The sequence below is a fragment of the Occallatibacter sp. FHG110214_02 genome, from assembly GCF_059115385.1.
In genome coordinates this window covers 105,375-131,225 of sequence record NZ_JBZYWK010000001.1, presented here as the reverse complement: position 1 = coordinate 131,225, position 25,851 = coordinate 105,375, and the positions used below count along the sequence as shown (strand labels likewise).

The following is a 25,851-nucleotide window of genomic DNA, read 5'->3' as shown; positions in this document are numbered from 1 at the left end:
ATCGCTTATACCGTCTTGAAGCTGGCAATGCCCTTCGTGCGGAAGATTTGCACTGCGTTGGTCTTGAGCTGGTCGTTTCCGGCAAAGCCCTCGTCAAGGCAGATGACGCGCTCCGGCTTCCTCTCTGCGATTGCGCGGATAAGCTCCAGCGTCAGCGCACGGTCAAGGCAAATTATCAAAGCGCCAGATGCGACGGAATAGACGGTCTTGCCTGCCATGATCTTTTTCTCCACCGGCGTCGTCAACTGGAAACCACTCTTGAGCAAAAGTTCATAGAGGATGTCGTCGTCCGTGCGTGCAGGACGGATATGGTCAATATGAAGATCGAGTTGTGCTGCAAGCGAAGAGGAGTCTTTTACATCCCCTGCCTTCCATGCCATAAAGTTTGATTGCGCGAGCTTCAAGGCGCGGAAGCCAAAGTCTTTACTTTTCCTCTCGCTCACAAAACGAAGTTTGTCCGCGTCTTTGTTTGTAATTTTCTCGATGGCACGGCGCACACGCTCCCTGGTAATGCTAGCGATTGTGGTGAATTCTTCATGGTCAGTAGGTTCAGGTAATTGCGTAAGGATGAACCGTCTCTCAGCGCCGGTTTCAGCGTTCAATTCAAGAACAGCCTGGGCCGTGGTTCCACTCCCCGCGAAGAAATCCAGGACAATGTCATTCGGCCCTGCGGCAATGCTGATGCACTTCTTCAATAGGTCCACTGGCTTTGGATGGTCGAAATAACCGGCAAGACCAAGTTCCCCGAGCTCCATTGTGCCTTGCTCGCTGATTACCTCGGTTTCCGTCCAAATTGACTTCGCTTTCGTGGTGCTCTTGCGTGATTTTTCATATATATTCCATTCCCCATCGCGCTTTTGTCTCGCCACGGCAACGGGGCAGGAGCTAGTCAAGTCAACGCCTTTCAGCTTGTCCTTTCCCCAGCGCCAGCACGCATCCTCCCCGTCGCTATTTCGTGGAAATACCTCGACCGAATACTCGTCGCTTCGAGCCAGGGAAATTTTGGAATAGCCGGATTCATCTTTACTTGCGGGAGCTACATAAATTGGGAAAAAGAGATTTGGCCTATTATGGCGGCCAAACTTTGGATTGCGATTTCTCAGCTCCCAAAGGTCGAAAAGACCTTGAGAATCCTTGAACGGCAGGGCGTCGTCATCTTTCTCAAGCTCAAAAAGCGAAACTTCCGGGTCGCGAGAATAGATGACGATGTATTCGTGCATCTTGGCAATCTCTTTATATGTTTGTCCGCGCTTGTTTGATTGAACAACAATGGTTGAGATTAAGCCGTCTTCTCCAAATACCTCATTCAGCGCTAAACGAAGATTGATGTACTCGGTATCGTCAATACTCACACAGATAATTCCGTCGTCAGTAAGAAGATTCTGAGCCAGATACAAACGCGGGTACATCATGTTCAGCCATTTTGAATGGAAGCGCCCATCCGTCTCCGTGTTTGTGCCGAACTTCTTTCCTTCTGCATCAACCTGACCCGTATATTCCAGATAGGTTTCGAGAGACTCCGAATAATTGTCCGGATAGATGAAATCGTTGCCCGTGTTATACGGCGGGTCGATATAAATCATCTTGATTTGACCGAGATAAGACTTTTGCAGGAGCTTCAGTACTTCCAGGTTGTCGCCCTCGATGATGAGGTTCCCGGTCGTGTCAAAATTGACGCTCTCCTGGGGCACAGGGCGCAATGTGCCCATGCTCGGAGCCTGGATGGTACGGAAGCAATCGGCCTTGCCCGGCCAATTCATGCCGTAGCGTTCCTTGCCGGTATCGACCGTTTCGCCCAGAGCAAGCTTCAGCCGCTCGAAGTCAATCTTTCCTCCCTCCGTGCGCACCTCGGGAAACAGCGCCCACAATTTCGCACGCTTTTCTTCAGGAATATCTAGGGAGCGAAGATCCAGCTTTTCAGGTTCTTCCGTCACTACTGTCTTTTTATTGTTCTCTGCCGCTATGCTCATGGTCCGTTCCGTCTTCTGGTTCAGTCGTTGGCTGATGCCGTCCAGAAGTGTGTCCTTCTTTTTCTCCACATCGCAGGAAGTTTCATCATAATTCCGCCAGGCATTGTTGCGCTTGGCCTCACGCTGCCGGGGCTGGCGCTGAAGTTCTAGCTCGGCGGGGAGATTCGGCGCCAGTAGAAGCTGATGGGGCACGCCCAGATCTCAACCACGATGAATATGTACGGGAATGCCTTGATGGAGCCCAAAACGCGAGGCTAACAGTAAGGGAGTCAAATTGGCATTCAGGAGGGTATCCATGCGTTCCCTGATATGCGTGATTCCCGAAAGGATTTAGGTCTTCCCCTCATCTCGATTACAGCAGCTTCAGGTACGTGATGATGTCTGCGCGATCCTGCTCGGAAAGCTGGATCTTCGCCTGCGGCTTGACGAAGCCGAAACCGCCGCGCAGGAAACGGTCGTAGTGCTCCAGAGCTTCTTCGAGCGTTCTCGCCGAGCCGTCGTGAAAGTAGGGCGCTTTGCGGGCGACGCCGCGCAGCGACGGTATTTTGAAGACCTCCGTGGGGAAAATGGAGGGATACTTTGCGAACTCCGGCGGCAGCGAAGCAATCTTCGTATAGGTCAGCGCGATACCGATGTCCGGGCTTTCGAGGGGAATCCATTTGCCCCCCGATCCCTGGACAAGCCACTTATGCACCTTGTAGCCCGGTTTGTTTTCCTCAGAAACATTGGTGGAGCCGAAGCGGATGCCTTTCGTAAGCCCGACCGGGGGCAGCTTCGGATCCAGCTTGACGGGCGGAAAGAAGCGCTCGATCTCCTGGTTAGCGGTGTCGAGACGCGGGCCGCTGTGGCACATCGCGCAGACGCCGTGTCCGGTTTTGAGGTCTACCGGCTGGTCAACGAAAAACAAGCGCCCACGCTTTTCCGCAGCGGTGCGACCGGGCGGCAGTCCCGGCGCCGGGCCGCCTTTGGCCCAGGCGCGTGTCTGATCGGACGTAAAGAGCATTGCCTTCTGGAAGGCGGCGACCGCGTCGAGATCAGCCTGTGTGGCCGCGCGTCCCGGCTGCATGTGCGTCTTGATGGCGTCCTGCGCCTGGAATTGCAGGTCCGCGGCGCGTCCATCCCACATGAGCACGGAGTCAAGTGCCGGTGCATCGTTCGTGACCAGATTCCGGCGGTAGAGCGTCACCGCGGTCGCTTTCGGATCGTCGGCAAGCTTCACATTCGGCGGCAGCGGAATTGTTACGGATACGGTGGCATAGCTGAGCAGCCGGTTATAAGACTTGCCGTCCCCGTTATCGCTGTCGATTGGGCGGAACAACGGATCATGCGGATTCTTCGCATAACGCTTGCGCGCGTCTTGCAGGCTGAAGGTGCCCGTGGTCAGGGAATGGCACGTTTCGCAGGTGCGGCCATTGCCGCCGAAGGTTTCCTGCGAAAACACGCGCAAGCCTTCCAGCAGTTGCGCTTTGTTCGCTCCCCCGTGGGCATCGATTACGGCCTTCATGTGTGCTGCGTCGGCAGACAGCGCGGGCGCATCGGAGCCGTGTACGCTCCGGTAGGCAGACAGAGGCAGCACAACGGCAGCGAATACGACAGCGAATACGGCAAACGTTCCCTTCATTATTTTGGTTCTCCTATCTGAAGATGAGCAGCAACCATCCTCCCCACCGGTTGATTCGCCCTATCAGGAGTCCCGCCAACACAAACGCCGCGCTGGCAAGGTAGACAGAGCCGAGCCTCAGGCTATCGATCCAGTGGTACACAAATAACAGAGCAAGATACCACTCTGGCTGTTGGGCCTTTGGGAGCAACGTCGCGGGCGTTATGAACTGCACCCACATCAGAAGGCACTCGATGATCCAGATGACGTAGGAGAAGGATGCGAGTCCGACCGCCGCGAGCGCGCCTCGTTTCTCGGTGTGCAATACCTCCTTGAGCGCTGCAAAGCCTAAGAAGACGATGAAGAGGCCTGTGAGAAGCCCAACATTGTTGTAGAAAGCCTGTGTGAGATCGTGGCGCGACGGAGGACCGGCAGCCCCCCACGGCCCAGACAAAACCTCCAGCGCCGGTGAGAAGGAACCTCGACAATCCGTAGGAAGTTGTGAGTTCCTCCCAATGGAACATGCCACTCGCCCACATCCCCAATGCGACCAGGAACAGGTGAGCCGCAGCGCATACTATACCTGCACGGAGTCCGAGCCGATGGTATGCGTACCACAGCAGAACTATCATCAGGGGTGCGATCCAGAGATAAGTGGAAGCTATTCGTCGCAACATAAATCCTCCAAATCCTTGATGGAGAAGTTGGAACAGCATGGCCGTTAGTTCGTGCAGAGGCCCTTCGGTTTCCAATCATCAGCCACAATTGTTGGCGGGCGGCCAGAGGAGTGAAGAACGAGGACGATGGAGCGGCGAGTTTCTGTCCCAGAGGCGGTGAGGCTCATGGGCTGACCTTCGGGAACGATGACATCGACGCCCTTTTTGCCGATGGTTTTGCCTTCCGGAGTTTCGAGGCAGGATTCGCCAGACTCGGTATAAAAGGCTTCAGGTCCAGGGTGCCGATGTGTCCGTGCAACAGCGCCTGGAGAAAGGATAGCTTCCATGAACTGCGCTGTGTACTGTTCTCCGCTCTTGACGGGGAGAGGTCCTATCTGGGCGATGCGCTTACCGCCGGGAGGCGGATCGGATTTTTGATCGACGGTGAAGAGCCAGACTTTGCCGAGGGCTTCGACGACTGTAGCACGCGGTCCCTGGGCGGCCTCGGCTGCAGCGCGGTTGGGATAAAGATCGAGCGACCAGAAGACAGGCTCTTTGGGAAGCTCTCCAAGGGGACGAGAAAGAATGATCCAACAACCAGCTTCGCCGGTTCTTTCGCTGAGCGGTTTGCAAGACACTAACCCGGCCTGTGCGCTCATCACGCATGTTGACCCAGCCAGTGCAGTGAACATAAGCAAAGTGCAGGTTGGTAGATTGATTTTCATTGTTGTTCTCCTAACATTTCTCTCGCGGCCAGTGCGCAATGGCTCGACGCGCAATATGAGATCAAGGGTGGTGCTGGGCCCAGTACGCGATGTGCTGCGAGAGTTGAGTGTTGATGATGAGATCGGAGACCGGATCAAGCGCCCAGAAGAGCAAGCCGCCGATCACGGTTACAGCAAGTGGTCTCTTATGTGTAGCGAGATCGAAAATGAAGAGCGCGACAATCATGGCAATCGGAATAGCACCTATGAGGAATGGAGAGTGGGCCATCACAGGAAATGTCATCCGGGGATGGTCCACCACAGGAATTGCCATTCGAAAGAGAGCAGGAGCCAACAGGTCGACGTTCGCGATGAACATCAAGCGTTTGTGCACGATGCGGTTGTTCCGCTTCCAGACGGCGATTGCGACATAAGCACCAAAGAAGAGCATCTCGAGAATATTGCCGATCAGAAAGTTCGCGGGAGTACCTAACTGTGACGGGAGTTGCACTAGACGTCTAAGTGTCCCAAATGACGTAAGAATGCCAAGAACCACCATCAGGCCGGCAATAACAGCGCCCGCTATTCCGAGCTTGCGATGGAGCCGGACATTTCCCGCCGAGACTAAACTGGACTGGACAACGAACAGTATGATCCAGGACGAGAAGACGGCCCCATGCAGGTGGACGAGCAGGCTGGGCAAGTGCGAGAACGCTGCTCCCCTCAGGAAATAACTGGAAGCGAAACCCATGAAGACAATCGCCAGCATGATGACCGACATGGTGGTGAAGAAGATGTCGTCAGCGCGTTTCCTGGTGGATGCGCTCGGGCGCGAAATACGCCTGATGGCTCCTTGCTTGTTCAGCAATACGTTTTCCATGGTCTCTCTCCAAGTCTTTGTTCTGGGAATCGATCGCAAGGACAGATCCTCATGTCGCGGGCTTGATGTTCTGGTTAATGGCAAAAACGTTGGAGGGGTCATAGCGAGCTTTGACCTTTGCTAACCTCTGATAGTTTTCCGCATAAGCTTTACGGACACTGGCCTCGTCCTCCCGGTCCATAACATTCACATAGGCGCCCTGGCCGAATGGCGCTAAGTTGGCTGCTGTTCGAGCGACCCAGGTGGCAGAACGATTGGGACCGGCATTGGGGTTCCAACTCGACGCAATGCCATACGCAAAGCCCTCCGTGCGCAATGGGAATGCCGTAGTGTGGAGGAAAACACGAGTGACCGCGCCATGGAGACGAACGATCCCTTCATTATTTTGGTTCTCCTGGCACAATGGCTGGTGAGGGTACCGGTACCGCTGTGCTGTGAAAGAAGGCAATCCGCCACTGTCCGTTTTTCTTCCTGAGTACGGCAGATTCCAGATCTTCATTTTTTATCATTGGAGGTAGTTGCTGACGCCAATGCTTTCGACTGAAAATCCGGATCACCGAAGTTCCACAGAAAGAAACTGAAGATGTCGGCCCAGTCGGAGACCTGCTGGCGAACCGTGTCGGTGAGGCCGTGTCCGGCATCGTAGTTGACGCGCAACAGCACTGGCTTACCGCTCGTACTTGCTGCGGCCAGCCGAGCGTACATCTTAGCGCCCTGCCACGGCGCGACACGAGGATCGTTTGCACCTGAGGTGACCAGAACAGCTGGATATTTTGTTCCATCCTTCACATGTGCGTAGCTGCTCATCTCAAACAGGCCTTTGAAACCTTCTTCTGTCTTCACAGAACCGAACTCGGGAATGTTGGGCGGGCCATTCGGTTCGTTTTCATAACGAAGACTATCTGACCACGGCACACCATCGACAGCCGCCGCAAACAGATCAGGCTTCTCGGTGATTGCGCGTCCGATGAGGATGCCCCCGGCACTCTGGCTCCAGATGCCCAGCTTTGCCGTCGAGGTGTATTTGTTGTGGATGAGAAATTCAGCGCAGGCGATGAAGTCCTTCCATGTGTTGGGCTTGTTCAGCTTCTGCCCGGCAAGGTGCCAGCTTTCGCCATATTCGCCGCCGCCGCGGACATGAGCTACGGCGACAATGCCTCCACGCTCGATCCAGGCCATGCTTCTCCTGTTGAAGCTCGGTTTCCACACATCGCCATATGCTCCATACCCGATAAGCGCCGTGGGGCTGCTGCCGTCGAGTTTTGTGTCCTTTTTGTAAATGATGGAGAGAGGAACCAGCGTGCCGTCCGCCGCCTTTGCCTGCCGTTCCTCGGCGACAATATTCGTGGGATCGACCGGGTTGGGAGGAACGAGTCCGATCGCCGAGGCTTTCTTCTTCTCCGGGTCGTATTGGAAATAATCGCCGGGACTGGTCCAGGCGGCCACATCGAGGAGCGCTCCCGCCTGGCCTGGATCGGCAACGACCGAATCGACGCTGCCGCCCTGGATCGCGGCAGGTATCTCTTCTGCTTTGGCGCTGGCGCCGTAGGGCAGGCGAACGACCTTGCCGATGCCTGCCTCCGCTTCCTGAATATAGAGCGCGTCCGCGGCGGGTCTGAGCGCATCCTGTCCAACATAATCTCCTGTAATTACGGCCTTTGACTCCGGCACAACCACCTCAGCTTTGGCGAGATCGGGATCGGAGGCGTTGAGTTGCAGTACCTTGCCGTTGGGCGCGTCCTTGAGCGTCACCAGATAAATGTCGTTGCTATGGACAGCTGCGTCAGTGATGTTATCGCTATAGGAAGCGACCTTTTTCCAGCCGGATTTCCGCTCCAGGGCATCGGCCCTGGAGATATAGACCTCCAGTTGCGCGCCAACGAAGCGCCGCACCAAGCCAAGGACATAGGGAGACCCTGGCGTGGTCCCGACATAGCCCGCTTCGTCCGGCGGAATATGGATCTCGGGAACAGTATCATAGCCGAATACGGGCACGTCCTTGCTCACGTCGGAGCCGATGGTATGCGCAAACTGGCGCAACTTCATGTACTTCTCTGTGGGGGGAACATCTGGAGCAAGCTGCTGCTCCTGCACGTAGTAGAGGGTTTTGCTGTCCTGCGAGAAGACGCCTGTGGCTCCGAAAGAGCGTTCAAATTTTTCCGGCAGACGCGTCGCGGTCGCCGTCTCGATAAGATAACCGGTCTCCGCGGCATACTCCGCGCCGCCCGCCGAGAGACCTGCGAAGACATATTTGCCGTCCCAGGAAGGCGTGTACTGATCGAGCGAGACATGCTGATCGGCAGTGCCCAGCTTGTTGGGATCGAGCAGCAGCCGCTCTTCGCCCCCTGACAGCGGGCGTATGTAGAGGGCTCCCAGGTTCTCGTCTTTCCGGCGCTTGCGGTAGAAAAGAGATTTGCCTGCGATCTGTACATCGGTGATGGTAAAGTCCTCGGCGTTGAGGTACTTTTCGATCTCGGCGGCAAGCTTCTGACGGCCGGGAATGCTATCAAGCACGGCCCGGGTGTAATCTGCCTGCGCCTTCATCCACACTGCGACCTGCGGATCTTTCTGGTCTTCGAGATAGCGGTAGGGGTCGTCGATTTTCTGGCCGAAATATTCATCGGTCACGGTGCGGACAGGTGCAACAGGGGGCTTTGCGATCTGAGCGTGGAGGCTGGAAGCCAGGCCAAGTATGGCGGCAAGCAACAGGTGTTGGCGTGGTATCGAATGCATATTTTCCTCTCTCCGTATTGGCGGCAGGTCTAGTACCCGGTCTTTGTCAGGAACACCTGTCCACCATTGGCGACTGACGGGCTGGTGAACGCCACATAGTGGCCATCCGCGCTGATGGATGGCCAGACGTATTCCTTGTCCGTGGCGGGATTGATGCCATCCGGATCGTTGCTCGCCCAACTGGTGGAGGGGGTGCAGCCCGCAGGCGCCCCGATGCAGGTGTCGCGCACGAAGATATCGGTGCCATTGGATTCTCCGCTCAGATACCCCTCGCTGATGAAAGCGACAAATCGGCCGTCCTGGCTTACGGTGCGCCAGGCGATATATGAGCTGATGCCAGGGGTAGCCGTGCCTGACCAGTCCGAGGGCCGGCTTGTGCAGCGAGTGGATCGTCCAGACTCCATACCGTTGCACCAAAACGATCCGGACATAAACGACATTGCCCTGCACCGTGGTCAGCCGCCCGTGCAGATATTCATGGCCATGCTCCCGGCTTCGGCGGCCCGGCGGGATCTGCACCATCGCCGATACCGCAGCAGCCAGCAAAGATGCGCGCAAAAACCTCAGATCGATCATCATGCTGCCTCCTGAATAAGGCACTCAGTGTTTACCCAGTCGAACGCGAATTCCCGCGGAAAGACGCAGGTCGTTCTGGTGATCGTCATATCCGTTGGAAAACGTTGTGAGCAGGTACGAAGCACGGACAGGCACGAGAGTCCATCGGTTCCCGACAGGGATGCCGAGTCCTCCGCCGGCCTGAAACGCAAAGGCGTTTGCTCCGCCATGGCCGGTCGCATCGGGAGAGAGGCTGCCGGAGGCATGTGCGCCGCCGAGCAGGACATCGCCGAATGGGCGCAGGTGTCTTGAAGCAATGGGCAGGAAGTACCGCAGTCCACCTGCGTAGGTCACCTGCGTCAGGTCGTAGTGGTTGATGGTGATGTCTCCGCTATGCGTTGCGGTGATATCGCCCAGCAAAGCGAAGCGCCGGCTCAAGTTGAACTGAACCTCCGCGCCGCCGCCGTTCAAGCCGAAGCAGTTGCAGTCCGGAAGCAGATTGGTGCGTACGTAGGTGTAGTTCACGCCTACGGAAACAGATCGCTCCTGCTGCGCGGAAAGAGATAGCGCACCGAACAGCACAAGAGCAGCGGACAGAGCGAACAGGGCTTTCAGCCGGAAGCTCGGAATCATGGCAGTCTCCTTAGTTGACCTTCAGGGTGACGGTGGTTGAGTGCGCTGTGCTTCCGCTTGTGCCTGTCACGGTAATCGTGGATGTCGAGCCTGGCGGCGCGAATCCTGTTGTTTTGCTGCCGCAGGCTGTGATCCCGGCGGCACAGGCAAGACTCGCAATGAGCAGAAGGAGGAGGCTGAAGCGGCGTGCGCGGCGGAGCGGCCATAGCAGGAGAATGCCCGCCAGGGAAACTGCCGCGGTCGCCATGCCGAAGGGCCGTTGCGGCGGCGCACCTTTCAATTCCGCGCTCAGGGCCGGCACGGTGACGGTTATTGTGCTGGTGGCCGCCTTAGTTGCTCCGGGCACGAGGCTGCCGGGAGAGAACCTGGCGGATGCGCCGGCAGGCAGTCCGCTTGCCGAGAACGTTACCGCATTGGTGAATGGATTGCCAGCATCGGCAGAGACAAGCTGGATGGTATAGCTGACCGATGAGCCACGTTGCACAGACTGCTGCGCCGGGCTGGCTGCAATGCCGAAGTCGGCGGGCGTGCTTGCCGCGCCGGAACCGCTCAGATTCGCGCTTTGCGTGCCGATGCTGTCCACTACCGAGAGTGTGGCCGAAAAATCGCTGGCGGCAGTGGGCTTGAAGGAGACGCTGATAGTGCACGAGCCTCCTGCATTCAACGTCGAGCCGCATGTATTGTTACCGACGATGAACTGTGATGCGTTTGCGCCGGTGATGCCGATTGAGGTGATCGGTAATGCGGCGTTGCCCGCATTCTTCAAGGTGAAGGTCTGTGGACCGCTGGTGCTCCCGGCATTCACGCTTCCGAAAGAGGCGCTTGCGGGAGAGAGCGCAGCCTGCGGAGCGGAAGGCGTAACGCCTGCGCCAGCTAGAGAGGCCGTTTGCGTACCGGCATTGTCCACAACCGAGAGCGTGGCCGAAGCATTGCCGGCAGCAGTGGGCGCAAACGTGGCGTCGATCTCGCAACTGTGACTCGGAGCCAGCGTCTTGCCGCAGGTGTTCGAGGAAATTTGGAATTCCGATGCATTCGCGCCAGAGATGGCGATGGATGTGATAGCCAGGTCGGCGGTGCCTCCGCTAGCCAGCGTGAAGGCGATGCGGTTGCTCGTGCTGCCGATGTTGACGCTGCCGAAGTTTCCGCTGGCTGGGCTGAGAATGGCTTGTGGCTGAGTGATAGCCGCCGTTACGGTGAGCTGGCCAGCACCGCTGGCAGCGCTGTAGTTGGAGTCCGCCGCGATGGAGGCGGCGATGGGATAAGAGCCTGCGCCCAGCGAGCTGGTGGAGAAGGTTGCGCTGCAAGTTTCAGCGTTCGTTGCGGTCGCACAGGTGGCCGTTTGCGATGCGCCGCCGTTGAGAGTGAAGGTGACCGCGCCAGTGGGTGCGGGGCCGTTGTAGCCGATAGTAGCAGTAAGAACAGTTGAGGACGCGCCAGCTGTGATGGAGACGGAGGGGACGGTGACCGTGAGGGTATTGGTCGTTCCGCCAGAGCCTGCGCCTGTGAGGTGAACGATGTCAATGGAGTTGGCTACGTTGCGATCGTCACCGGTGAAGGTCAGCGTCCCGTCGATCTCTCCGGAGTGCGAGGGAATGAAGGTGAGATCGAGGAAGTGGCAGGCATCGTCTGGGGACAGCGTTGCTGGTTCAGAGGTGGACGTCAGTTCTGGGCATTGGTCGGAGGTGGTTGTTTCGTAGGAGTAGTCGGCGGGCGAGAGGGCGGGGTTATCACCGCTGGCTGGCACGGAGAAGGTGAAGGGATCGGTGCCGATGTTGGCCACCGTGAGATAGTGATAGTTTTCTGTGTCTACCCCAACCGGGACGGTTCCAAAGGTGATTGTTGGCGGCGTTGCAATGGCGCTTAGGACTGCCGGGAAGATGTTGTTCCCCTGGACGGAGTTCGCGCCAAAGGTAACGTATACGTTGCCTCCGCCATCCACGGCTATCTGCCTGTAATCGTATTCGCCGCCGATGTATCCCGCGTCGGCTACGTTGGTGTAGGAAGCTTCGCTGCCATCTGCAGCGAACTGTATCCTGATCACGAAGTCTACGCCGTTTTCGTCCCTGGTTACGTATAGGTTTCCGGCGCTATCGAATGTCGATGCGCCCTCGGTCAAATACCCGGCTTTCTGGCTCAGGGTATAGTCGCCGTTCGAGGTCAGCGTGGCGATATAGCCGGAAATGTAGAGGTCTCCGTTCGTGGGATTCACCGCTAGCTGGATTCCCGAGGAGGAGGGTACGGCCAGGCTTTCGGTGTAGCTGCCGTCTGGCAGCATGGTCAGCTTCCGTATTCCTGCTTCCTTGGCTTCCTCGCCGTAGTAGTCCGACGAACTGACATAGACTTTGCCGCTGCTATCGACGGCTACGTTTTTGGGGTAGGACAACTCGGTGGAGATGGTTGTTGGCGTGTACTTGCCCGACGCGCCGGGAATGAACTTGATGAGTGTGCCGACGTTGAGCTGGTTCATGGAGTCATCGTTGTCGGCAACATAGACGTTGCCCGCACCGTCAACGGCCAGGCCGCGCGGGCCTTTCAGGTTGTCTGCGAGTACGGTTTCCGTGTAGCCGGATGCGCCGGGAATCTCCTTGAGCACGCGTTTGTTGGGGTAGTCGGAGACATAGACGTTGCCTGCGCCATCGACCGCGATGCCGGTATAGAGATCGGAGGCGGTATAGGAGCTGGCAGAGGGAAGCGCGGTGCCAATCGGAGTGTACTGGAAGGCGTCGAAAGTTAGCTGCGGGCCGGTTCCCTTGCCGCGAATATAGATGGAAGCGAGCTGCGTGCCGGAGCTGTCGAGCAGAGTGACTGCACCGTTGCGGATGCCGGCGTATTTGGGCGTGAAGGAGATGTTGGCTGTGCAGGTGTCGCCGGCGGCATACGAGTGGCCGGCGGAGCAGGAGCCGCCGCCTGCATCCGCGAAGTCCAGGCCTGCGGAGCCCTGCGTTGTGATGCTGGCGTGGTCGAGCTTGCCGGCCGCGGCGAAGGTGAGAGTGGCGGTTTTCGATCCGCTGGAGCCGAGCGCGACGGAGCCGAGGTCGAGCGTGGCCTTATCCTGAGCTGATGTGGGGTAGATAAACAAGCGGAAGCCGCCGAAGCTGGAAACGGTGCCGGAGACGAGAACGGCCAGCGTATTGCCGCCAGGGTTCAGAGCCAGTCCAGCGACATACTCATTGCCCGAAAACCTGTCGAAGACCTTTTCGGTATAGCTGCCGGAAGCGGGGATTTCCTTGTAGACGCGCTGGCCTGTCGTGCCTCCGAAGCCGTCCGCGATGTAAAGGTTGCCGTGGCTGTCTATGGCTATCCCTGCGGGGTTCGAGAGGCTGCCGGTGACCGCGACGGTTTGCGTGTAGCTTCCGCCTGATGGCGCGAGTTTGAGAATGCGGGCGTTGCCGGTGTCAGCGACAAAAACATTTCCGTCGCTGTCCACAGCGAGGCCGGTGCTGGAGAAGAGCGCGCCGAAGTCAAAAGTAAAGCTGAGACCGGTGGCGATGGGAGCCAGCGTGTAGCTTTCGCCGGAGAGAGTTCCCTTGAGTACGCGGCCGCCGTTGGTTTGGTCTGTTACGTAGAAATTGCCGCTACTGTCGATAGCCACGCTAAGAGCGCCGGTCAATCCGTTGGCGATTGTGCTCTGCGTGTAGGTTCCGCCGGAGAGGGTTTCCTTGAATACGTTCTGGCCACTCGCGATGTACAGGTTTCCGCCAGTGTCTATCGCCAGACCGGTTGGATTCGGGTAACCGCCCAGTCCGGTGACAATGGAAACCGGGTCGGCATAGCCACCCTGAGATGGCGTCATCTTATAAACGGCGCCTTGCTTGTTGTCGGAGTAGTAGAGATTGCCTTTGCTGTCGAAGGCTATCCCCTGGACGCTTCCTGTATTGCTGATTACGGTCTGCGCGTGAGCACTGCCTGCGGTCAGCAGCACTGTCAACACTGTGAAAACCGCAATGGAAAGGGACCACGAGCGGCCAGTAAATGGCTTCACGGCCATGTTTACCGAACGGCTATTTCGGCAAGAATCACGCCCTTCCCCTGGCTCGAAACCTAGGCCGTTCAACCACTTAACGAATTCTTTCAGCAGCATGAAACCTCCATCCAAACTCGAATCATGAAAAATCAAGGCACAATGCGGCCTTCTTTCACCGGGTTGCGGAATCCATCCGGACATCGCCACTACGGCATGGCGCCCGGCGGCCTCCAGAGAGTTCCTTCCGGCAGCTTCTGACCGCAGAGAGGACAAACATCCAAACCTTGTGAAGATGTGGAACCAATCAGCACTGTCCGTTCCTCCCTTTCCACCTTGACCTCTCGGCGTATCGTGCGATTGCCGCCATCTTCCCAAGTGGTGTGGCGAAATAGACTTGCGTGCTCCTGGAGCCACCGATAAAGCTGGATCATCGATCCACCTCTGCCTTTCTTGTGAGCCTGCAGGCAGCAACGTAAAAATGCCAATGACGGCTACCGCCACCTCCCGAATGCGCGTCAGCACATTCAGATCAAAGGTGCAAGTTACCTAGGGACAAAGCACTGATCAGCATTGAAGACAGGCCCCATGCCTGCGGATTTGACCAGCCCTGAAGGCGAAAATGGGTTTTGTGGATCGGGGTCGATTGGCAGAACATTCTGCGGCTGTTGCGCGCAGGTATCGCAGGTTCCTTCCAGTTCCGACACGCGCAGCAGGCTCTCATTGAAGAGCGCAAGCCCGTTTGTACTCAGGCCTGGAACCGGATTCGGGACCGTGGTTGCGGGATTGGGTTGCGGTCCGGGGTCTTGGGCACGTCCTGAGATCGCTCCTGGAGGAGTGCCGTGCCCAAATTGCCCGAACTGGGCAGAAGAGGTTGTCGCAGCAGCCAAAAGAAACAGCAACACAGCGAATGAAGAGCAGAGTCTTGTTTTCATATCTCGATCTGGCCTCACCTGGCGTTCTCCTTTGTTTCGATCCGGGATCAGGTCTACTGGACCTCGTTGATTTGCTGAAACAGGATCCAGTCAACCATCACGTCATGGAGCACTCCGGAATGTCGATAGAACAAAAGCGACAGCCCGTCGCGAAAAAGAACTTTGTGATCATGGTGGCTTTGGCTTGAGAGAAAATGCCAATGACCAGTTCTGACGCGTTCTGACAGGCCGCCTGAAGCCTGTCAAGTCATTGGAAATATGGACGATCTTTAAGGTTGATCGCGAGGGACGAGCCGAACAAGATCATCAGCGGAGACGGGTGGAATCGAGCTCCGCTTCTTCCAGAGCACGTTCATCGATCATCGCGTGAGGCAGCCGCGCTGAATTCTCACTTATCTTCCGGCAAGCTGCGCGGTCAGTGCACGGACGGGCAGGCTGAAGGCGATGGGTCCTGCGGAAGAATATTGCCCGCCCTTTCTGACCACTGCTAAAGTCGAACTATCAAAGCGTTCACGGTCTCGCGTTGTCCGTAAGGTTTGCCGCGGCCAAGCGAGAAATGCCGCGAACCGTTTCGGCGACCCTAGCACATTCAAGCGCATGGAGACTTTGGAGATATTCCAGTTTGGCGACTTTGAGGTCGACCCCGGATCCCGATCCGTCCGGCGGGGAGAGGAGACGCTTGTCCTCAGTCGGCGCGCCTTCGACGTACTGCTCTATTTCGTGCACAACCCCGGCAAAGTGTTAAGTAAGGATGAATTACTCCGAAACGTATGGCCGGATGCCTTTGTCGACGAGAACAACCTTGCCCAAAGCATCTCCGTCCTGCGCAAGGCACTGGGTGAGAAGCCGGGCGAGGCCGGATATATCCTTACCCTGCCCGGACGTGGATATCAGTTCATTTGCCCTGTCCGGTCCATTAGTCCGGAGGCTGGTGCGCTGGAACATCCGCAAGAAGTCTCCAACAGTGTTCTCTACGAGGAACACACGGTTCGAACGAGCGTCGTCACCGAAGAAGAGAATCTCGTCAAAGTCCCTAACAGGCGGGTTGGCCTAAGGATCGCTCTGTCCGCCGGAGTTCTGGTTGCATTGAGCGGCGCAGGGTTTCTTCTGTGGCGGCACTACCACCGCCTTCCCTCCGACCCCATCATCGTTCTTGGCGAAATGGAAAACACAACCGGAGACCCTGGTCTGGGCGATGTACTCAACACTGCCGTTGCCGCAGACCTCAAGCAGTCTCCCTACCTCAACTTCCTTTCAACGGTCCATGTTCAGGAAACACTAACCCAGATGCGGCAAGCGAGAAGCACTCCACTGACTCCCGCTTTAGCGCGGGAGGTCTGCCTGCGCAACAACGCCCAGGTCATGCTCAGGGGCGTCATTGCCAAGCTGGGTCAGAAGTATCTCTTCACCCTTGATGCCACCGATTGCATCTCCGGAAACTCCCTCGCAACCAGCAAAGCCGAAGCCGCCACCGCCGACGAAATCTCCCACGCCATCGACACCGCATCCGCCAGCATAAGAAAAAAACTGGGCGAGTCCCGATCCTCGATTCAAAGATTCAATACTTCGCTCGTTCATGAAAATACCGGATCCCTGGAGGCATTGCGGAATTATTCCAGTGCCAGGCGTCTTATGCTGCAGGGAAGATATGCCGACGCCATCCCTCTTCTTCAGCGCGCGATTGAGCTGGACCCGAAGTTCGCCATTGCCTATGTGGATATCGCCGTGGCTTATGGCAACAGCGGCAATCACGCGGAGAAGGTAGCCAATCTCACCAGGGCCTACGAGCTGCGGGATCTGGCTGACGAGCGGAACCGGCTTCTCATCGTCGCGCTCTATCACGAAAACGTCACCGGAAACATGGAAGAAGCCCTGCGGAACTATCGCAACTGGACGGAGGTTTACCCGCAAAACCCCACTCCGTGGGGAAACATGGCTACTATCTATAACGACCTTGGCCAGGCCGAATCAGGCATTCCGTTCGCAAAGCGGGCTCTGGAGATGGACCCCGGTGTAGCTGTGGGGTATGTCATTCTTGGCCGTGCCCTACTTCAGGTGGGCCAACTGGATGCCGCAAAGTCCGTTTGTGACCAGGCTGTGACCAGAGGCCTCGATGGAGCTGACCTGCACGCCCTGCTGATGGAGGTCGATGCTGCCCGCAACGATGCGGATGGCGTGAAGACGCAGATCGGCTGGGGAAAAGCTCACAACGCAATTCGGGTCCGGTTGCGGGAGGCATTTCTAGCATTTGCCGGGGGGCACATCCGGGAGGGACAGGAGGTTATGGCGGCGATCTCTTCGGTTCCTAAGCAGCAGAGCGAGACCTATCTGTACGTGATGTACCGGCTCAAGTCTTCGCGTACTCTCGCCGATACTGGCCACCTCCGGGAGGCCCGCGCTCTGCTCAATTTTGAGGGGCTTCCCGAAGATGTCATGGACCCTCTGGTGACGATGGCTGAAACGGGAGACGCGGGCCGCGCGGAGAAACTACTCAGCCAGGAACTTGCGAAGTATCCTGAGGATACTCTCTGGGCAGGTTTAGGAGCCCCACAGGTCCGGGCCGCCGTGCTTCTGGCGCGGCACAAGCCGGAAGAAGCCGTGGCTGCGTTACAGTCGGCTGCGCCGTACGAGCTCAGCACCCTTGAGATCCCCTACATGCGCGGCATGGCCTGCCTTGCTGCAAAACAGCCGGTCTTTGCGGAAAAGGAATTCCGCAAAGTCATCGACCACCGCAGTGTTGATCCGCTGTCTCATTACTATCCACTCGCACATCTGGGGCTAGCTCGTGCCCTTGCACTTCAAGACAAGTTACCAGAGAGTCGCGCTGCCTATCAGGAGTTCCTTGAGCTTTGGAAGTACGCAGATCCGGATGAGCCGCTGCTGAAACAAGCACACCTAGAACTTGACCGGCTCAGGTAAGCGGAAAAGATTCTTTCAACTCCCGATAACCAACGCCTGCTGGACCGGGCGCCATCAGCAATTCGTTTTGAAGGAAGTTCAACATCATGGGCATTCCCACGAGGACCAGCAAAGAGCCCGTCGCCTGTTTTTGTCAGGGCGGGAACGACCGAGCGAAGCGGCAACACGGAGTGTGTGGTCGTTCCCGCCCTGACCCTGCTTGTATATTTAGCTGGTCTGACCCTCGCCTTGACCCCGGATTACACGCAAGAGGTTGACAGTAAGGATGTTGACCTATCAGGAGGCAGAGCGATGAGGGGACCGCTCGATAGAGTGGAAGACTGGAGGCTTTCGGGACAGATGACGGTGTTGGAAAATGGGACAGCTCTGCGCCTGTAGCTCCGTGCGAAAGGAAACGGCGGAGCTTTGCGTTCCTAATAGCACAGGGATTTCACTGGCGCTGAAGCGTTTCACGCGCCACTGCTGATACAGCTTCTCATGTTCCCGCGAAGTGTACAGCGCGTTTCCTTCCCGGAGCAGAAGAAAATCCTGCATCGCCAGCCCACCAAGTCCGCTGTCATAGCGTGCCCGCACCCGCAGCCACTCCAGCAGATGCTCATGCCCTTTTGGATAAAGGGCATGAGCGTTGGCAAGCCGGCTCTGAGGGAAGAGCTTCTCGAACTGACGCCCGGCCCCCACGAAATTCAGATCGGAGTCTGACAGATAGATGAGTTCGAACTGCTCCAGTTCCTGGAACAGCCGCTTGTAGCTGGCAAGGAATTTTTCAAAACGAATGAGCGACCGAGTGCCTTCTTCCACGTAGACGAAGCGGGGAGCTTTGCTTATTGCCTCGTGGCTTATCAGGATGTGGTCGGCAAAAGGAACCTGGGAGTATCGGCCAGCCTGTGGTAGAGAGGCAGGCGAAACATGAAGAGTCCCGGTAAAGAATCGAGCCTTTGCTTCGCGGGTTTCGAGAAATTCCTCACCTAGATGCAACAGGACATAATCGAGCGCCATGAGCCGGAGCTTGATTTCGGCATCGCTTTTCCGGCGGCGGTCCTGCGAGTCGGGATTATCGAGCAGCCTGTAGAACGGTTTATAAAACAGGTGATAGACGTGACGCTGCAGGCCAAAGTCGAGAACGGCAACGTGTCCTCTGCGTTTGGCCCTGAGCAGAAAATGTTGGGCAATGGCCCCGTTGTGCCGGTCAATGAACTGATCGAACTGACGACGGAGAGGGTGGGGAGAAGAAGCCGATTGTGCTGACGGTCGAGCAGTATTACCAGATTCTCGCATTGATTCCGCAACCCTACCGGACGATGGTGGTGGTGGCGCAATGCACCGGCCTTCGGGCCGAAGAGGTTCTGGCGCTCGAATGGCAGGACATCGACTTCGAGAACCTGAGCATGAAGGTCGTCCGGGCAGTCGTTCACGGTCGGGTCAAGACCGTAAAAACCGAATACTCGGAGGACGAGCTCCCGCTCGATCCCGACTTCGCGGCGATCCTTCTGGACTGGAAGCGTGAGTGCGAAGTGGAGGCGCGGAAGGCCCTGCGAGATGGAAAGACCGATGGAACCCACTCTATTGGGTTGGAGCTGGTCTTCACCAGCCATGTCACCGGGCGTCACTACCACACGGCTCCCGTCCAGCAGGACTACATCCGTCCTGCCGGATGCTGCCTCGTGGCATGTCCGAAGTGCGGGGAGGCTGCCGGGAGGTACGACGGGGTAGGGTAGCACACCTTCCGCCACACGTTTCGTTCCCGGCTGGACAGCACCGGAGCGCCTATCGGTGTGCAGCAGAAGTTGATGCGGCACGCACAGGTCTCTACCACGATGAACGTGTACGGAAATGCCTTGATGACGGCCAAGCGGGAGGCCCACAGCAAGGTAGTGAAGATGGCATTGAGGAGCGAATAGCCTTGAAGGGAAAACCTTGCAACCTCACCAGAAAACCCACGGCGATTTTGGCGACCGCTGTTATTTGGGGTTATCTGGGGTTGGCCAATCGGCTGATTGGTTGCGGGGGTAGGATTTGAACCTACGACCTTTGGGTTATGAGCCCAACGAGCTACCGGGCTGCTCCACCCCGCAGATTTAGTTTACTAAAGGTTGAAAGATGGGTCAATGTACGCCGCGGCGTACCGGATGGGACACTGGTTCGATACACTGCTGCTTAAACGCTGAATTTTCTGGAGTTTTGGCGGACCTTTTCCCTGGGAGCTCACGAACTGATGTCTGCGCTGTATGTAGGTGTGCTGGCGGTAATTGTGATTGTGCTGCTGGCGGTGGCGGTTTACCAGGCCACGCGGGTGAAGACCAAAGCCGATTACCTGGTGGCCGGGCGGAGCCTGCCTGCTGTTGTACTGGTGCTGACGCTGCTGACTTCGTGGATTGGAGCGGGGTCGCTCTTTGCCGGGGCGGAGAATGCTTACCGGAATGGCTTTGCCGCGCTTTGGCAGCCGGCGGGCGGGTGGCTGGGGCTGTTGCTTATCTACTTTATTGCGCCGCGGGCGCGGAAGTTTGCGCAGTTTACGCTGCCGGATTTGCTGGAGGCTCGCTACAACCAGGTGGCGCGGGTGCTGGGGACGATTGCGATTCTGTTTGCGTATGTGGGGATTACCAGCTACCAGTTCAAGGGCGGCGGGGATGTGCTGCATCTGATTTTCCCGGATACGGTTTCTGCGCAGATGGGGACGTTTCTGATTGCGGCGTTTGTGATTGTCTCGACGGCGCTGGCGGGGATGTCGTCGGTTGCCTATATGGATGTGGCGATTGGGTCGCTGGTGACGGGGATTTGCGTGATTGCGGCTCCGTGGCTGCTGCACCAGGCGGGTGGATGGGATGGGCTGCACAGTTCCCTGCCGCCGGCTTACTTTACCTGGCTGGGGAATTTTCGCGTGGGGCCGGATGGCGCGGAGCAGCCGGTGGTGTTTGGCGTTATCAAGGGGCTTGAGTACCTGGTGCCGACAATGCTGCTGATGCTGGGAAATCAAGTCATGTACCAGAAGTTCTTTTCGGCGAAGTCGGAGAAGGATGCGCGGCTTTCCGTGTCCGGGTGGATTGTGGGAACGCTGGTGCTGGAAACGCTGATTGTGGCGATTGCCGTGTTTGGGCGAGCGCTGTATCCGACGGGCGAGGTGGCGGCGCATCCGCGGGAGATTATTCCTTATACGGCACGGCATGGGCTGCCTGCGGTGCTGGGCGCGGTGCTGCTGGGGGCGGTGTTTGCGAAGGTGATTTCTACGGCTTCCAATTACCTGTTCTCTCCGGCTACGAACCTTATTAATGATGTGTTTGTGCGGTACATTTCGCCGGGGGCCAGCGACAAGAAGGTGCTGATTATTTCGCGGCTGGCGGTGGTGTTGCTGGGGTGCTGGGCGCTTTACCAGGCCGTGTATGCGGAGAGCATTTTGCAGAAGATGCTTTGGGCGTACACGATTTACTCGGCGGCGCTGACGCCGGTGGTGCTGGCGGCGTTCTACTCGCGGCGGGTGACGGCGTGGGGCGCGGTGGCGGCGATTGCGGGCGGGACTTTTGTGACGCTGACGTGGGATTTGCCTGCGGTGAAGGCGATGTTTCCGGCGGTAATTGCGGAGCGGGATGCGATTTTTCCGGCGCTGATTGTGGCGGTGGTGTTGATGATTTTGGTCAGCCTGTTTACGCCTAAGCCTACGGCGGGGCAGTTGGAGCGAACCAGTTGACAGGTTACAGAGAACAGGTGACAGTGGACATTGCCTGAGGCGCTGCCCTGCTCGCGACTCTCTTTTCTATGCCGGTTGCCCAGTTGACACTTGAAGTTCGGATTGAACACGCGCGGTCGCTGAAGGACCGGCGGCAGGTGGTGCGCTCGCTCAAAGACCAGCTTCGGCAGGGGTTCAATGCTTCCGTGGCGGAGATGGATGAGGATACGACCTGGCAGTCGGCGACGATTGGGATTGCCGCGATTTCCCGGTCGCGGGATTATCTGCATGGGCTGATTGAGGAGATTGAGCGAGCCGCCCGGCGGATTCTCAATGAGCATGGGGCGGAGCTGGTGGACTCCTATTGGGAGTATTTGGAGAGTTAGAGGATTTATGCCTGCATATTGTTGATATGTTTATTCTTATGCGCGGTCTACGGTGTTTATATATTAGTTAATAGGTTTGGGGAAAGTGGTTACTTTTTTAAAAAAATAAAATTTCTTTCCTTTTTTCTGGGGTGGCTGTGGGTTCACAGTTCAGTGTTAAGAGGGGGTACCCTTCTGTGCCCTATATGGAAAAGTCCAAAGCATACCTCAGGGGCTAAAGCCCCCTTTGCCTTGTTGGCTTGGTTCCCGGGGATAAATCCCCGGCCCACCTTTTCGGCGTCTGCGCCATAATTGCGGTGAAAATGCGACGGCCCGATTCCTTTGGAATCGGGCCGTTCTTGCTGGTGATTTTGAGTATGGCATAGATGGGGTTAATTGAGCGCAAGAGTTATCCACAGATTGGGGATTTATTTTGCATTGCATGCAGCGGATGCGCGCTTGGCGCGCCACGAGGCTTTTGTGGCCCTTCCGATGGTTGGGATTCGAGATTGGGATGGGAGCAGTGGGCATCCCCGGTCCCCAAATGCGAGGGACCGGGAGCACCCGAAACTTGTTGCTGGACTGGAAAGGAAAAGCGGCGTGGACTTTGGGGTCCACGCCGCTTTGTTGGGTTTAGCGCCGCACTTTTAGAACTCGAAGCGGGCGGAGACCTGGCCGGTACGGGCAGGGCTGCTGGAGGCTGTCGCGTTGACCGAACTCGTAATCTGGCCGAAGGTTGCTGAGGCCACGTTCATGTTCGGGTTGTTCAGGTTTACGTGGTTGAGGACGTTGGTGAAGGTTCCTTCAAAGCGGAAACCTACGCTCTCGTGAATGCGGAAGAATTTGCTGAGTCCGGCGTTGAGGTTGACAAAGCCAGGGCCCGGAACAGAGCCGACCGAGCTGGTGCCGAAGCGGCCGATGGGGAGCGGATGCTCTGCGCCGGGGCCGGTGTAGCGCGGGGCACCATCCTTTCCAAAGCCAGCGCCGGTGTAGCAGCCGGTTCCGGGAACCCATGAGGGATCGCCAGGGCAGGCAAAGTGGGTAACGTCGAGCCACTTGTCGCGAGTGCGGCCGTGGGGAACAGCGCTGGTGCCAACAACAACGTCAGGATACTGCGAGCGTCCGGTGGGATTCCAACCTTCGAGCGAGCTGGAGAGGCCCGAGCCGGTGCCCGAGGGATCTGCCGTGTTGCCGGGCAGATAAGGCGTCTGGAACTGACCGCTGCGCATGGTGAAGATGCCGGTAAGGCGCCATCCGCCGACGATGAGGTCTTCGACGCGGCCCATTCCGCCGCCGAAGTGCTTGCCGCGACCGAAGGGCAGGTCATAAAGGAAGGTGGTGTTCCAGTAGAAGCGGGGGTTGCCGCCCGAGTTACCGAAGTCCACGCGAGGGTTAAAGATGGTGGTAGAGCGGGAGCCGCCGTTCTGACCGCCGTCGCACTGACCGGCGCAGGCACCCTGGTTATCGGCCAGCGAACGACCGTAGGTGAACTCGGAGTTATATTCCAGGCCGTTCTGGAGGTGGTGGCTTGCCGCAACCTGCAGCGAGTGGTAGCTGGCATCCGCACCGACCTTACGGGTGTTGATGACGCCCCAGTTGGGGTAGAGACGCTCGCTGAAGTCGGCATTGTAGGCCGAGCGGGTGGTGGAGTAAGGCACGGCGTTGTCATCCGGCGCCCATACAAGCTGATGGGACTCGGAGCCGATATAGGAGACGCGAGCACCGAAGCCGCGGCCGAAGTCATGCTCGACGCCGAGCGACCACTGCTCGAGGTAGGGGTCTTTCCACTTGATGCTGTTGGCGGTACCGAAGTAGTCCTGACCGTAGCAGGTGAAGCAGCCGCCTGCGCCCGCACCGGAGTAGATGGTGGGCCATTGGAACTTGAGGGTTCCGGGCCCGTTGTAGGCATTGTTGTACTGCACGGTACCGGCCTGAATGGTGCCGGTGAGGGAGTAGAAGGAACCGCTGCCCATGGTTTCGTTGTAGACACCGAAACCGGCGCGGACGGCCCACTTGTCGTTGTTGAAGGGACGGAAGGCAACGCCGAAGCGGGGCTCGAAACGCAGATTGGGATGCTGGCGGAGACCGATGGGCAGGCCGGCCTGCGAGTTGCTGAGCACCTGCATGCAAGCTGCTCCGTTGACTACGGCGCTGTTGGTGGTGTGCACGCCGTCCGGATTACAGGCGTTGGCGCTGGCGAGGTAAGACTGGTTGAGAATCTTAGACCAGCCATCCATATAAACGATGCCGGCGGTGACCGGGATGTCATCGCGGAAGTTGCCGATGTCGCCTCCCTTGTCGTGGTAACCCGGTTGCAGCTCATAACGGACGCCATAGGTGAGCGTGACGCGGGGGCTTACGCGCCATTCATCCTGCGCGAAGGCGTAGAAGTGGTTGGTGATGCCGTCGTTGTCATAGAGAACGTTGTCGTAGTTGGTGTATGTCGGCACGCCGAGGAGGAAGTCAGCAAAGTCAACGGGGTTGACGAGGCCGTGGTCCTGACCGTTGTTGAAGGTGTAGTTGCCGTACTGGTCAGTACCGAAGAAGCCGAGGCCCGAGATGGCTTCAAAGTCCTCGAACTGGAAGCCGAACTTCATGGTGTGGCGGCCCTTGTTCCAGATGAGGGTATCCGTATAGATGTTGGTGTGGCCGCCGCCGGGGTTGTTGAGGCGGGTGCCGATGCCGGAAATGGTGGCGAAGTCCATGGTGGGGATGGCGTTCTGCCAGAGGTTCACCAGACCCTGCCAGCCCTGCTGCTGGGTCCAGGCGGTGCCGTCAAAAGAGTTGCTACTGCCGCTGCTGTTTTTGGACCAGGCGTAGGCACCTTCATTGATGATGTTAGGCGTAATGGACCAGTTGGTATCCACCTTGAGGTTGTGGTTGATGTTGAAACCCGTTTCAGTGGGGAGGAGCCAGCCGCCACTCGGCATAGAGGAGCTGCCGTTGTTCTTCCAGGTGTAACGGCCCCAGATGAGGAACTTCTGGTTTGCGCCGAAGTACTGGTCGCCGCGCACATCGTACTGGTTGGAGTGGCCGCTGTTGTCCACGCTGGTGGTGTAGTTGGACGGCTGGCCGTAGGTGAAGATGGACTGAGTTCCCGGTACATTCGGATCGGGGTAGAACTGCTTGAGGGTGGCTGCCGCGATGGGATTGATGGCGCTGGTGGGAATCTTCTTGCCGTAGTTTGCGCCGGTCTTGGGGTCAATGATGGACCAGTTGCTCGGACTTCCGTCAGGATTTTGCAGGTTTGCGGAGAGGTAATCCGTGAAATCACCGCTCTTCATTGCCGCAGTGGGCAACGTGGCATTGGTGGTGGACTTTGCAGGGTGACGCCAGCCTTCCCAGTCGAAGAAGAAGAAGCTTTTCTTGCGGCCATTGTAGAAATGCGGGATGGCCACCGGGCCGCCGACGCTGCCGCCGAAGGTGTTGCCGATTTCGCTCGGCTTGGCAGCCGCGGGATTTTGCCAGACGGTCGCGTTGAAGTCCGAGGACTGGTAGTACCAGAAGAGCGAGCCGTGGAAGACGCTGGTGCCGCCCTTGGTGGTGGCGACGATCTGGCCCGGGTCGCCGTATTCGGCGTTGGCGAGCACGCTGTCGGCGCGGATTTCGTTGATGGCTTCACTGGAGGGGAAGCCGTTGGTGCCGTCGGTGAACTGGAGCGTGATGCCGTCTACCGTGGTATCCGTAAAGCCGCTCTGCGGGCCGTTGAGGAAGCCGTTGACCATGCCGGGCAGGGTGTTGACGATATTGGCCGGGCTGGTGCCGCCGAAGCTGGCGCGGGAGTTGATGGGCAACTGGAGAGCCATCTGCGAGCTGAATCCGCCTCCGATGGTGGGGCTGTCGGTTTCGATGGCCGGGAGGGTGTTGCCGCTGACTTCGACCGACTGCTGCACGGCGCCGATGGCCAGAGCGGCATCGAGGCGGAGGGCCTGGCGGACAGTGAGGGTTGCACCGGTGATGTTGTACTTCTCAAAACCGGCGGCTTCGACCGTCAGCGCGTAGTGGCCGGCGACGGCGTCGTTGAAGGTGTAGTCACCGCTGGCGTTGCTGGTGGCGGTACGGGTGGTGTTCAGGTCGGTGTTGGTGAGGGTAACGGTTGCGCCGGGGATGACTGCTCCCTTGACGTCCTTGACCGTGCCGAAGATGGAGCCCTGGGTGACCTGGGACCACGCGGGCGAGATAGCGAGAGCAAGCAGCAGGCTCAGGCACGCGGAAAGGCGTATCCAGAGACTGCGCGAAGCGGCTTTTGGTGCTGACATTATTACTGCCTCCTAAAAAT

At 57.8% G+C, this 25,851-nt stretch carries 16 protein-coding genes and 1 tRNA gene; 4 read left to right on the top strand and 13 right to left on the bottom strand.

What is annotated here, in order from left to right; all coding sequences use genetic code 11:
- Positions 1-5: 5 nt before the first annotated feature.
- The 10 genes from AC5S3R_RS00530 to AC5S3R_RS00485 all read right to left on the bottom strand — a co-directional run bounded on the left by AC5S3R_RS00530 (position 6) and on the right by AC5S3R_RS00485 (position 13,719).
- On the bottom strand, positions 6-2,162 hold the full coding sequence (locus AC5S3R_RS00530) for a site-specific DNA-methyltransferase (protein ID WP_494264649.1): 2,157 nt from the start codon (positions 2,160-2,162) through the stop codon (positions 6-8).
- 160 nt (positions 2,163-2,322) lie between these two features.
- A complete protein-coding gene (locus AC5S3R_RS00525) occupies positions 2,323-3,591 on the bottom strand; it encodes a hypothetical protein (protein WP_494264648.1) in 1,269 nt (422 codons plus the stop codon).
- Positions 3,592-3,604: 13 nt separating this feature from the next.
- On the bottom strand, positions 3,605-4,099 hold the full coding sequence (locus AC5S3R_RS00520; protein WP_494264647.1) for a hypothetical protein: 495 nt from the start codon (positions 4,097-4,099) through the stop codon (positions 3,605-3,607).
- Positions 4,100-4,291: 192 nt separating this feature from the next.
- Positions 4,292-4,951, bottom strand: a complete 660-nt coding sequence (locus AC5S3R_RS00515; RefSeq protein ID WP_494264646.1) for a cupin domain-containing protein — start codon at positions 4,949-4,951, stop codon at positions 4,292-4,294.
- 61 nt (positions 4,952-5,012) lie between these two features.
- Complete coding sequence (locus AC5S3R_RS00510) at positions 5,013-5,810, bottom strand: hypothetical protein (RefSeq protein WP_494264645.1); 798 nt, start codon at positions 5,808-5,810, stop codon at positions 5,013-5,015.
- Positions 5,811-5,859: 49 nt separating this feature from the next.
- A complete protein-coding gene (locus tag AC5S3R_RS00505) occupies positions 5,860-6,309 on the bottom strand; it encodes a BBE domain-containing protein (protein WP_494264644.1) in 450 nt (149 codons plus the stop codon).
- The gene (locus AC5S3R_RS00500; protein ID WP_494264643.1) at positions 6,306-8,543 is read right to left on the bottom strand and encodes a prolyl oligopeptidase family serine peptidase; all 2,238 of its coding nucleotides are present in this window, start codon (positions 8,541-8,543) and stop codon (positions 6,306-6,308) included. The genes AC5S3R_RS00505 and AC5S3R_RS00500 overlap by 4 nt, the downstream gene beginning before the upstream one ends.
- 29 nt (positions 8,544-8,572) lie before the next feature.
- Positions 8,573-8,947 carry a hypothetical protein gene (locus AC5S3R_RS00495; RefSeq protein WP_494264642.1) on the bottom strand — a complete coding sequence of 125 codons (375 nt, stop codon included), beginning with the start codon at positions 8,945-8,947 and terminating at the stop codon, positions 8,573-8,575.
- A gap of 196 nt (positions 8,948-9,143) precedes the next feature.
- A complete protein-coding gene (locus AC5S3R_RS00490) occupies positions 9,144-9,731 on the bottom strand; it encodes an outer membrane beta-barrel protein (protein WP_494264641.1) in 588 nt (195 codons plus the stop codon).
- Between the two features lie 10 nt (positions 9,732-9,741).
- Positions 9,742-13,719: a choice-of-anchor D domain-containing protein gene (locus tag AC5S3R_RS00485; protein WP_494264640.1), complete on the bottom strand. Its 3,978-nt coding sequence runs from the start codon at positions 13,717-13,719 to the stop codon at positions 9,742-9,744.
- 1,505 nt (positions 13,720-15,224) lie between these two features.
- Between AC5S3R_RS00485 and AC5S3R_RS00480 the strand changes: the two genes are divergently transcribed.
- Positions 15,225-17,546, top strand: a complete 2,322-nt coding sequence (locus AC5S3R_RS00480) for a winged helix-turn-helix domain-containing protein (protein ID WP_494264639.1) — start codon at positions 15,225-15,227, stop codon at positions 17,544-17,546.
- A gap of 276 nt (positions 17,547-17,822) precedes the next feature.
- Here the strand turns inward: AC5S3R_RS00480 and AC5S3R_RS00475 are convergent, their stop codons facing one another.
- On the bottom strand, positions 17,823-18,821 hold the full coding sequence (locus AC5S3R_RS00475) for a hypothetical protein (protein WP_494264638.1): 999 nt from the start codon (positions 18,819-18,821) through the stop codon (positions 17,823-17,825).
- Here AC5S3R_RS00475 and AC5S3R_RS00470 point away from each other — a divergent pair.
- A complete protein-coding gene (locus tag AC5S3R_RS00470; protein WP_494264637.1) occupies positions 18,785-19,261 on the top strand; it encodes a tyrosine-type recombinase/integrase in 477 nt (158 codons plus the stop codon). The genes AC5S3R_RS00475 and AC5S3R_RS00470 overlap by 37 nt on opposite strands.
- A 280-nt stretch (positions 19,262-19,541) precedes the next feature.
- Here the strand turns inward: AC5S3R_RS00470 and AC5S3R_RS00465 are convergent.
- A tRNA-Met gene (locus AC5S3R_RS00465) sits at positions 19,542-19,618 on the bottom strand.
- A 140-nt stretch (positions 19,619-19,758) separates the two neighbouring features.
- On the opposite strand from AC5S3R_RS00465, the gene AC5S3R_RS00460 reads away from it, so the two are divergent.
- Complete coding sequence (locus tag AC5S3R_RS00460) at positions 19,759-21,228, top strand: sodium:solute symporter family protein (protein ID WP_494264636.1); 1,470 nt, start codon at positions 19,759-19,761, stop codon at positions 21,226-21,228.
- 83 nt (positions 21,229-21,311) lie between these two features.
- Complete coding sequence (locus AC5S3R_RS00455; RefSeq protein ID WP_494264635.1) at positions 21,312-21,593, top strand: DUF503 domain-containing protein; 282 nt, start codon at positions 21,312-21,314, stop codon at positions 21,591-21,593.
- A gap of 626 nt (positions 21,594-22,219) precedes the next feature.
- Here the strand turns inward: AC5S3R_RS00455 and AC5S3R_RS00450 are convergent.
- Positions 22,220-25,831 carry a carboxypeptidase-like regulatory domain-containing protein gene (locus AC5S3R_RS00450; protein ID WP_494264634.1) on the bottom strand — a complete coding sequence of 1,204 codons (3,612 nt, stop codon included), beginning with the start codon at positions 25,829-25,831 and terminating at the stop codon, positions 22,220-22,222.
- Positions 25,832-25,851 lie beyond the last annotated feature (20 nt).

Bases quoted from the DNA above. Each gene is read 5' to 3' on its own strand.
- AC5S3R_RS00525 (WP_494264648.1), bottom strand. From the start codon at position 3,591: ATGAAGGGAACGTTTGCCGTATTCGCTGTCGTATTCGCTGCCGTTGTG.
- AC5S3R_RS00515 (WP_494264646.1), bottom strand. From the start codon at position 4,951: ATGAAAATCAATCTACCAACCTGCACTTTGCTTATGTTCACTGCACTG.
- AC5S3R_RS00510 (WP_494264645.1), bottom strand. From the start codon at position 5,810: ATGGAAAACGTATTGCTGAACAAGCAAGGAGCCATCAGGCGTATTTCG.
- AC5S3R_RS00505 (WP_494264644.1), bottom strand. From the start codon at position 6,309: ATGAAGATCTGGAATCTGCCGTACTCAGGAAGAAAAACGGACAGTGGC.
- AC5S3R_RS00500 (WP_494264643.1), bottom strand. From the start codon at position 8,543: ATGCATTCGATACCACGCCAACACCTGTTGCTTGCCGCCATACTTGGC.
- AC5S3R_RS00495 (WP_494264642.1), bottom strand. From the start codon at position 8,947: ATGGAGTCTGGACGATCCACTCGCTGCACAAGCCGGCCCTCGGACTGG.
- AC5S3R_RS00490 (WP_494264641.1), bottom strand. From the start codon at position 9,731: ATGATTCCGAGCTTCCGGCTGAAAGCCCTGTTCGCTCTGTCCGCTGCT.
- AC5S3R_RS00485 (WP_494264640.1), bottom strand. From the start codon at position 13,719: ATGGCCGTGAAGCCATTTACTGGCCGCTCGTGGTCCCTTTCCATTGCG.
- AC5S3R_RS00480 (WP_494264639.1), top strand. From the start codon at position 15,225: ATGGAGACTTTGGAGATATTCCAGTTTGGCGACTTTGAGGTCGACCCC.
- AC5S3R_RS00475 (WP_494264638.1), bottom strand. From the start codon at position 18,821: ATGCGAGAATCTGGTAATACTGCTCGACCGTCAGCACAATCGGCTTCT.
- AC5S3R_RS00460 (WP_494264636.1), top strand. From the start codon at position 19,759: ATGTCTGCGCTGTATGTAGGTGTGCTGGCGGTAATTGTGATTGTGCTG.
- AC5S3R_RS00450 (WP_494264634.1), bottom strand. From the start codon at position 25,831: ATGTCAGCACCAAAAGCCGCTTCGCGCAGTCTCTGGATACGCCTTTCC.